Below are 8,758 nucleotides of genomic sequence, written 5' to 3' on the forward strand. Positions count from 1 at the left end.
TGTACACTCCGGTGCTCAAAGCTACGCCGCCTAGAACTTCTCGGTCCTTTTTATCCTCCTTTTGAACACGCACTTAAAAGTATATAAAACTACTATAGTGATTTTTGTACCTTTTTGTCAACAAGTCAAAAAGTACTAGCTTACTATTTCCGTTCCAGCGCTGACCAAAGTTTTTGGAAACAAATTACCTGAGTTGGTTAACTCGGTCCAGTTTTCCCAATGACCGGATACCCATCCTTTGTCGTCAACATAACCATATTCTCGCCTTCGATTGGGCGAAGATAAAATGATTGTCCAATTGAATTTTCCCGGTTTCCGTAACTGTCATATCTATTTCGTCAGGATGAATCGGATTTCCCGTACGATCATGGCACATCAAACAATTTTCCGGCGTTCAATTTTATCAATGTTTTCCAGCATAGCCCCTGTCCCTTTGGCAACGCAATTCTTTGGTTCTTCGGAAATAAATACAGGAACCTTTAATTCCTCTGCCAATAATTGGTCAATACCGTGAATTAATGCCCCTCCTCCTGTTAGAATGACACCACGGTCGATAATGTCAGCGGACAATTCTGGTGGTGTTTGTTCCAGGATAGATTTGGCAGCTTGGGTAATTAGATTTGCCGATTCACGGAGTGCGCCTTCGATTTCATCAGAATAAACGGTAATCGTCTTTGGCAAACCGGTTACCATGTCACGTCCGCGAATATCCATTTCCTCTTTGCGCGAGTCCTTGAAAATGGTCGCTACATTAATTTTAATTTCCTCCGCGGTACGTTCTCCAATTAACAATTTATATTTTTTCTTTATGTATTGAAGTATTTCCCCATCAAATTTATCACCAGCCATTTTAATCGATTTCGCCGTAACAATATCACCCATTGACAGGATTGCAATATCGGTTGTACCGCCACCAATATCAACAACCATATTGCCACTCGGTTGAAAAATTTCCATGCCGGCCCCAATCGCTGCGACCTTTGGCTCCTCTTCCAAATACACCTTTTTACCGCCGGATTTTTCCGCTGCTTCCCTTATCGCCTTTTGCTCGACCTTGGTAATATTCGTAGGGCAGCAAATCAGCATACGAGGTTTTGCCAAAAATCCTTTCACATTAATTCTATCAATAAAATGTTTTAACATTGCTTCCGTCACATCAAAATCCGCAATAACCCCATCTTTCAACGGGCGGGTAGCTTCAATATTTCCCGGTGTACGTCCAACCATTCTGCGTGCAGCCTCGCCTACTTCCAGCACACGACCAGTATTACGATTCATAGCAACAACAGAAGGTTCATCCAAGACAATCCCCTTCCCCTTTAAATGAATTAAAACATTGGCTGTCCCAAGATCAATTCCAATATCCCTGGATAACATGAGTCAAGATCCTCCTTGCTTTTAAATCCGTGTTCACAAAGTTGCCGAATGAGAAGCAAGCCAGCGAAGAGATTCACTGCTCATCATTTGCCGACTTTTTGAACAACCTTTATTACTATGGCATCAGTCAGAGGACATAATGCTGCTAATTTTATATTTTAACATAGATTACATGAATAAACTGCCCCAAAACAGAAAATAGTTAGGAAGATTTACCCAGAAAATGGGAAGAGTTTAGGACTGCCGTAAAAATGCACATCATAAGGAAAAAATTGATCGGTTCAGGAACAATATCGATCGTGCACACGTGAAAGTTGATCGTATGCTCATGAAAGTTGATCGAGAATGCATAAAAGTCGATCGGTCCGGACAAAAAGTTGATCGAGAACTGATGAAAGTCGATCGATATACACCCCCGGGAGCAAACAACAAATACCGGAAAATCCACACGTTCATTGGATTTTCCGGTATCAGGTGAAAATAATTTTCATTTTAATTTGCGATCATCACCCCCTTAGCGGTCATCCTGCTCATCCAACCGGTTCAATGGTTGTTGCACTTTCCGGTTCATCTTTATACTTCTTTCTGGTTGCCTCACCTCCGCGAAGATGGCGGATGGATTTATGGTATTCGAGTATATCTTTTACCTGATTTGCTAGTTCCGGATGTATTTCTGGCAGTCTTTCCGTTAAATCTTTGTGAACTGTACTTTTGGATACACCAAATTCCTTTGCTATCATACGGACAGTTTTCCTCGTCTCAACGACATATTTCCCTATCCTGATAGTCCTTTCCTTGATGTAATCGTGCACACCGTTCGCCTCCCTAAGTTGTCTGTTTCCGAGGTGTGTATCTGAGACAAGGTGGTCAAGAAATTAGACTACGTATCAACTAGAAATGTTTGATTGTGAGCGATGTCTCTTAAAATCCCAATATTCAAAAAACACAGGACATAGCTATCCTGAAAATGGTATGCTGGTCTATTATCGATATATATGAAAATGAACTCGAGTTTAGAAGGAATGTATGTATTAGTGGTTGACAAATTGGTTTGACATGCTACACAAGCTCTCACCTCAGACATCATTTGATTGCTTGGTTTGTAACATTTTATTATTGCTCTTCGTGGATTATGATTAAAATTACGCGTTTCATGGAAGGGGACAAACAGTATTTTTGTTAGTGGTGAATTACAGCTACTGAAAAGCAGTATGTGGAAACGTAAAATACTTAACGCAGAGATAGGTCTCTTGCCGTAATTCACCACATGAAGGAGCAACCAATTACAAAAGATAACTACTCGTTAATCAATATCACCATACCCTGGGTCATGTGCAATCACATCTCCGGAATGAGCGCCCATTCCTGCAGTCAACACAATTCCGAATGACATGACAACCGCAAGAGCAAGTAAACGTACCTTTTTCATGTAAATCCCTCCCTTCTTCATTTTTCGTTACAAGCATAAGATGTGGAAAAATTATGGTAAAAGCAGGGTAAGTACCCCACTCACATCACTTCATTTCATGTCCGCCAAATCATTTAGTGGCAGTCTGGAGAAGAAATAATCACTTCTTTTTTCAATGAATTGATTGTATGATTGAAGCAGTATATTTTTATCTTGTTTGGCAGCTCCCAAATAATACAGTTTAAAGGGGCTGTCTATTGGCACTTCATTTAAAAGTTTAATTGCTTGGTCATAATTGCCTTTTGCTATTTCAATATGGGCTTGCTCACTTTTGTCATCGCTTACAATACCATCCACCTGTTTAAAATGTGCCGACAAGAATGGTATGTTTTGCTGGTGTATAGCACGAAGACTATCTTGATAATGATATTTCTCTGCTAATTTTGAAGCTTTATTCAAATGATACATACCTTGGAAATAAGTATCGAATGTGTACGTGAGTCCCAAGTTGATATGCATGTTTACGATTGTTTGATTATTGGTTGTTTCATTGAGTACCCGAAATGCATACTTCCTGGCCATAATTAACTCGTTTCTTGTCCAATAATAAATAAACAAGTTTTGATAGAGTCTTAAATTAAAATAAAATAACAACTGAACATCTTCTACCGCATCAAACAAATCGGACAGCTTATCAAGGAAATTCCCAAACTTGCCAAATTCCCGCAGATCAAAATGACAGGCTAATTTCAGCAGTTCAATGACACATTGCAACTCGGGGTCATCCGTCTTATAAAAGGATAGATGCTCCGCTAATGCTCGTGAGTACTGACCAGATTGTCGTTTTCGATTCACAACCAGCTGATATATTTCTGCCCATTCCCGGTTGGAAGCATTGCTGGATTCCCGATTTTTATTGACCAGTAATTGTAGATCATTTATATAGCCGTTTGTATATAGAAACTCCATTCCTTTTTTCTTAATTTCATCGGATGTCGATTGCAAACAAAATTGCCGCATTAATTGTAAGGCAGTCTCATTGTTATGTTCCCGAAACAACATGAGCTGGACCTGCCCCAACGATAATTTGTTTTCATCGGGAATGGATGATAGAGAGTTTGCTGCCATGCCAGTCTTGGAGTACTTCACTCTGGGCTCTCCCTTCTTCTGCGTACTAAGTGCTTGGATTCAAGTTAATTAATTATCGCGACACATTTCGTCAAACACTAGCAATATGTGACATCTATTTTCATAATAACATAATTTCGTCAAATGAAAAGCATAATCGTTCGACAATTTTCGCACTTTTAACAATTGTAAATATTTGGCAACTCCATGTCTGATCAAAAAAAATAAACCCTAGCAACATTTACTAGGGTACAGGTTCATTCAAGTTATGCATTTTTGGATGTATTCGCTGATTTGGATGCATCTCCGTTAGAAGTTCCATCTTGTTCATCTGATTCAGAATCCTTGTTCTCGTCTGGAGTTGTTTGATCCGGGTTCTCCTTATCTGCATCTGCTCCATCACTATTTTCATCTGAACCGGATTGATCGGAATCATCTGCATTGCTGTTATCATCGGATTCATCCGTTGCATCGGAATCTGATTGATTTTCATCATCACCAGTAGTCACTGACTCATCTTCCTTGTTGGCGTCATCCGCTTTTGAATCTTCTTTGGATTTTGATTCCTCTGCACTTGCTTCATCAGTTTTTACACTGTCAAGCTTGCTTACTGGCTGATTAAAGAATTCTTCCGGGTTGAGCGCTTTTTCATCTTTTCTCAACTCAAAGTGGACGTGTACTTCTTTGTCCTTATTAAATAGATTTTTGCCACCTGTCCCGATAACATCACCTTGCTTCACCTTGTCGTTTGCTTTAACATTTACTTCTCCAAGGCTTGCATAGTACGTTGTGACGCCTTTTTGATGAGATAATTCGACAACGTTACCCAAGAGTGGATCTTCTTTTACCTCTTTAACAGTACCACTTAGTGCAGCTGTAACATCGAATTTTTCAGTGTCCGGGGATGCAATATCGATACCAGTACTTTGATAGTATCGGTTATTGTAATGGACTAAGGCTTCCTCCTGATCCTTATCATCCGCGTTGTAATCGAAAAATTTAGTTACGATTTCTGCTTGATCTGCTTTAACAGGCATTTTGATCTGTTCTTGCTGGTTTGCTACTGGCTTGGCTTCCTGGTCATAAGAACCATCAGCGTAATCCTCAACCTGACTATCATCCGACTCTTTAACTTGGTTATCCAGATTTTGATACCATATAACTGCTGTAAGGAGAATAGCAGCAATTACCAGGTATAATGCTGGAAAGAACCACTTCTTACGAAAAATGCGGCTCCATTTATTTTTTGGAGCATTGTTTTCTTCTTTCATGATCATCACCTCAACAACCATTCTGATCAGAAAAAAGAAAAACTATACATGCTTTGCAAAAAAATTTGCGATATTATGCATTTTTTACGAAATATCAGAGAAACTAAGAAGTTTAATGACGAATCTATGGTTTTATCAGGGGTTTTAGCTAGCGAAAAGGGATTTCTTTCATACAGTATGAACATTTCTGCGTCATTTTAAAAAAATAACCTCCCAGCCTGACAAACGGCATATGTCAGGGGAGGTTATATGAATATATGGCTTACCCATTCTATCAATAAGCGATCCTATTTATTTTGCTACCAGTGTTGGGGCTGTTTCGGTTACTTCACTAATTTTAACTCCTTTATAATAGTGTTTAACAATATCCTTATAATCTTTTCCAGCCTTAGCCATCCCGTTTGCCCCATATTGACTCATACCAATGCCATGACCAAACCCTTTGGTGGTAAATATTAAATGACCATTTTTATGTTTGATGGAAAAGTCGCTGGAGCGCAAATTGAATTTTTCCCGAATTTCTTTTCCTGTAAATGTTTTTCCATCAATGGTTAATGTACCGACACGGTTTCCATCTGTTCTCGATACATCTGCCTCCAAATCACCCGGAATTTGTACACCAAGTTCTTGTTCGGCCTTATCTACGGCGACCACCTGTTGATCCAAAAACTTCGGTGAATCCTTATCCCACGGACTTTTCACGCTGCGTAAATAAGGTAGCTTATTTTCCCAATAATCCTCCGAGTTTTCCGTATAGCCATTACTTGTTGAAAAGAACGCCGGAAAAATTGGATTATTATCGTACGTCAGGATTTCTCCCTTTGTGGCGGCAACTGCCTTGTTTATCTTTTGCATATTCTTATCATAATCTTTCCCCCACTTCTTCTGGAGTTCTGCATCATTGCTGTATACCTGATTATCTGTCGTATCGGTGATAGCAGGTTCATCTTTTTTATCTTGATTCAGCAGCAGGTCGACCACATAGGTCCGGGCAGCGAGCGACTGCGCTTTTAATGCTTCCATTTCAAAATCAACAGGCATTTCCGAAGCTACCACTCTCGATACATATGTTTCTAGGGGTACATCTTCTACCTTATTCGAACTCGCCCGCATCACTTCAACAGAAAAAGGAGAATCCCCTGCAGTCAATTCAACTGGTTTTTGATTATCTGAAGAAGGATTTTCCGATTTTTTTTCAGCCTTTTTCGTGCTTATATGGGCCTGGTCATGATCTTGATCAGGTAATGCAATTAAGGTAGGGATAATCAGGATAATAACAACTAAGCTGGCTAGAAAAACGATTCCCGGAACCTTCCAGGTAGAAGATTTTCCCGGAATTGGTTTGCCTAATTTGTTTGGTTTTCCCTGCTTGATCCTGGAAAAATGCGACATCCGCTTGGAAGGAAATTTCGGTTTCTTCTTTTCCCACGCTTTTGGCATTGGATTTGTTTTGTAATGGTATTTGCGATTATTCATCTGCCGCCTCCTCGTATGAGAATTAATATGCTGCTTTTTGACTGTAACTATTCCTGTTATCGTGATGACATTCCGAGAAGTACATTCTAGAGGATGTTCAAAAAGTCCGGTAAAAATGACACTTCGAATTTCGTCGTTGGCTTGCTTTTCCGCTCCTCATGTACCTTTTATGTACACTCCGGTGCTCAAAGCTACGCCGCCTAGAACTTCTCGGTCTTTTTATCCTCCTTTTGAACACGCACTCTAGTATCCCCACTACTAAACTTATACATATTTCCAAAGCAATAGAACCGAAAATTTTATCTTGAAATATAGGGACACCTCCAGATCACTAAGAAAATAAGCGGATAGAGGTACATGCTGTCCAACTTTAAAAACATGTATCTTAGTATTACCCAGTGGGGTATTGCCGTAAAAGATAATGCTCTCTTTTTTAAAGATTTCATAAAAGGAACGCTTGTTTGCACTCACGAAATATGCTATACTATCTTTAGATAAACTCCTTGGTTAAGTACCCATAAAACATAAAGGATGTGTTTCCTCTGGCAATTATCCGAGTTCCACATAAACAACCTGCTAATGCACCACTTATCGTAAGAGAAAACCCTAATGACTACGCAAAGAAAAACAAGAAAATGCATAAAAACACCCGCCCGGAGTTACTCAAACGCATAGCACTGGAAAGACTAATGGATTTAAAGGTAGACTACGCCTTTAAGCAACTTTTTGGAAATGAAAAGAATAAAACAATTACCGTCGTTTTCTTAAATGCTATTTTACAAAAAACAGGACGAAAGCCGATTAAGGATATTTCGTTTACAGACATCGAAATTGGTGGTGAATATGAAGAAGATAAGCAATCGAGACTGGATTTGATAGTAGTTACAGATGATAATGAACAGATTAATGTAGAGGTTCAATTTACGAATGAACACAACATGATTAAGCGTTCATTGTTCTATTGGTCAAGGTTATATACACTATCGCAGCAAAAGAGTATGGATTATAAAGAATTACGCCCTGTCATAACGATCAATATCTTGAATTTTGATTTGTTCTCACAAACGAAGCATTTCCATAAGACATACCATTTGTACGAAGACAAGGATGTATTCCAGTTGACAGATGTAATGGAAATCCATTTTATTGAAATGGGCAAATTAATCAAGACGTGGAAAAACAACGAACTCAACCCTTGGAGTGATTTGTTGGCAAGGTGGCTTTTGATGTTGGGAATGGTGGATCAACGTAACAAAAAAGTCTACGATGAAATTTACCATGAACTGGAGGCGATTGCTGTGAACGACAAAACACTGAGAGATGCTTTTCACAATTGGGAAGAATTAAGTATGACACAGGAGCAACGGTTAGCGTATGAATCCAGACTAAAAGTGATTTTGGATCAAGAGGATCGGGAGAATAGGAAGCAAGAGCTGGAAGAATTGGAGAAAAAAGCAGCCGAAAATCAAAAGAAATTAACACAACTGAAACAGGAAGTTGAGCAAAAAGAGCAAGAGGTTGAACTAAAGGAGCAAGAGGTTGAACTAAAGGAGGAAGAAATCAATCGAAAAGCACAAGAGACCGAACGGAAAAATCAACGGGCGGAGCAAAGACTCGAGGAAACTGCCCGGAAACTCTTGGACAAAGGAATGGATATTAAATTTATTGCGGAGGCTACTAATCTTTCCTGGGATAAAATTGTTGAAATAAGTAAGGGTTTAAAAGAATAATGTCTTTTGTTTTCCCTACTGATTTGCTGCTATAACCCCAACAATAGCGGGCGCGCATTAATGCTGTTTGAAAAGCCGGCTTGCTTCAGATGCAAGAAGATGCTACCATCAAAGATATAGCTGAAAATAAGAATAACTATGAATTCGTGGAGCTTGACCCGGCGCAAATTCCCCGACAGCTAGGTGAACTTGATGCAGCAGCGATCAACACCAATTTTGCAATCGATGCCGGCCTGTCTCCAGCTGAAGATACGATTTTCCGGGAAGGATCTGATTCCGCACTCCTTTGTTTATTTAAACCTAACCGAAATTAAGCCTAAAATTAATCAAAGACCTCTTCTCTGTTACCAAGAAGAATGTTTGTTTCA

Annotated in this window: 8 protein-coding genes; 2 read left to right on the forward strand and 6 right to left on the reverse strand. The window is 39.4% G+C overall.

Annotated features, from left to right (window positions below):
• Positions 1–375 precede the first annotated feature (375 nt).
• The 6 genes from mreB to spoIID all read right to left on the reverse strand — a co-directional run bounded on the left by mreB (position 376) and on the right by spoIID (position 6,660).
• On the reverse strand, positions 376–1,377 hold the full coding sequence (gene mreB, locus ABRT01_RS17710) for a rod shape-determining protein (protein WP_269410455.1): 1,002 nt from the start codon (positions 1,375–1,377) through the stop codon (positions 376–378).
• A 530-nt stretch (positions 1,378–1,907) separates the two neighbouring features.
• Entirely contained in the window at positions 1,908–2,189 is a 282-nt protein-coding gene (gene spoIIID / locus ABRT01_RS17715; RefSeq protein WP_269410456.1) for a sporulation transcriptional regulator SpoIIID, read from the reverse strand.
• 491 nt (positions 2,190–2,680) lie between these two features.
• Positions 2,681–2,806, reverse strand: a complete 126-nt coding sequence (locus ABRT01_RS17720) for a hypothetical protein (RefSeq protein ID WP_269410457.1) — start codon at positions 2,804–2,806, stop codon at positions 2,681–2,683.
• A 90-nt stretch (positions 2,807–2,896) separates the two neighbouring features.
• The gene (locus ABRT01_RS17725) at positions 2,897–3,934 is read right to left on the reverse strand and encodes an AimR family lysis-lysogeny pheromone receptor (protein ID WP_269410458.1); all 1,038 of its coding nucleotides are present in this window, start codon (positions 3,932–3,934) and stop codon (positions 2,897–2,899) included.
• Between the two features lie 245 nt (positions 3,935–4,179).
• On the reverse strand, positions 4,180–5,184 hold the full coding sequence (gene spoIIQ, locus ABRT01_RS17730; RefSeq protein WP_269410459.1) for a stage II sporulation protein SpoIIQ: 1,005 nt from the start codon (positions 5,182–5,184) through the stop codon (positions 4,180–4,182).
• A 291-nt stretch (positions 5,185–5,475) separates the two neighbouring features.
• A complete protein-coding gene (gene spoIID / locus ABRT01_RS17735) occupies positions 5,476–6,660 on the reverse strand; it encodes a stage II sporulation protein D (protein WP_269410460.1) in 1,185 nt (394 codons plus the stop codon).
• 635 nt (positions 6,661–7,295) lie between these two features.
• Here spoIID and ABRT01_RS17740 point away from each other — a divergent pair.
• Both ABRT01_RS17740 and ABRT01_RS17745 read left to right on the forward strand, forming a co-directional pair.
• Positions 7,296–8,390: an Rpn family recombination-promoting nuclease/putative transposase gene (locus tag ABRT01_RS17740; protein ID WP_367749041.1), complete on the forward strand. Its 1,095-nt coding sequence runs from the start codon at positions 7,296–7,298 to the stop codon at positions 8,388–8,390.
• A gap of 89 nt (positions 8,391–8,479) precedes the next feature.
• On the forward strand, positions 8,480–8,704 hold the full coding sequence (locus tag ABRT01_RS17745) for a MetQ/NlpA family ABC transporter substrate-binding protein (protein ID WP_269412624.1): 225 nt from the start codon (positions 8,480–8,482) through the stop codon (positions 8,702–8,704).
• The last annotated feature ends 54 nt before the right edge of the window (positions 8,705–8,758 follow it).

Source organism: Lentibacillus sp. L22, assembly GCF_040812445.1.
Taxonomy (GTDB): Bacteria; Bacillota; Bacilli; order Bacillales; family Amphibacillaceae; genus Lentibacillus_C; species Lentibacillus_C daqui.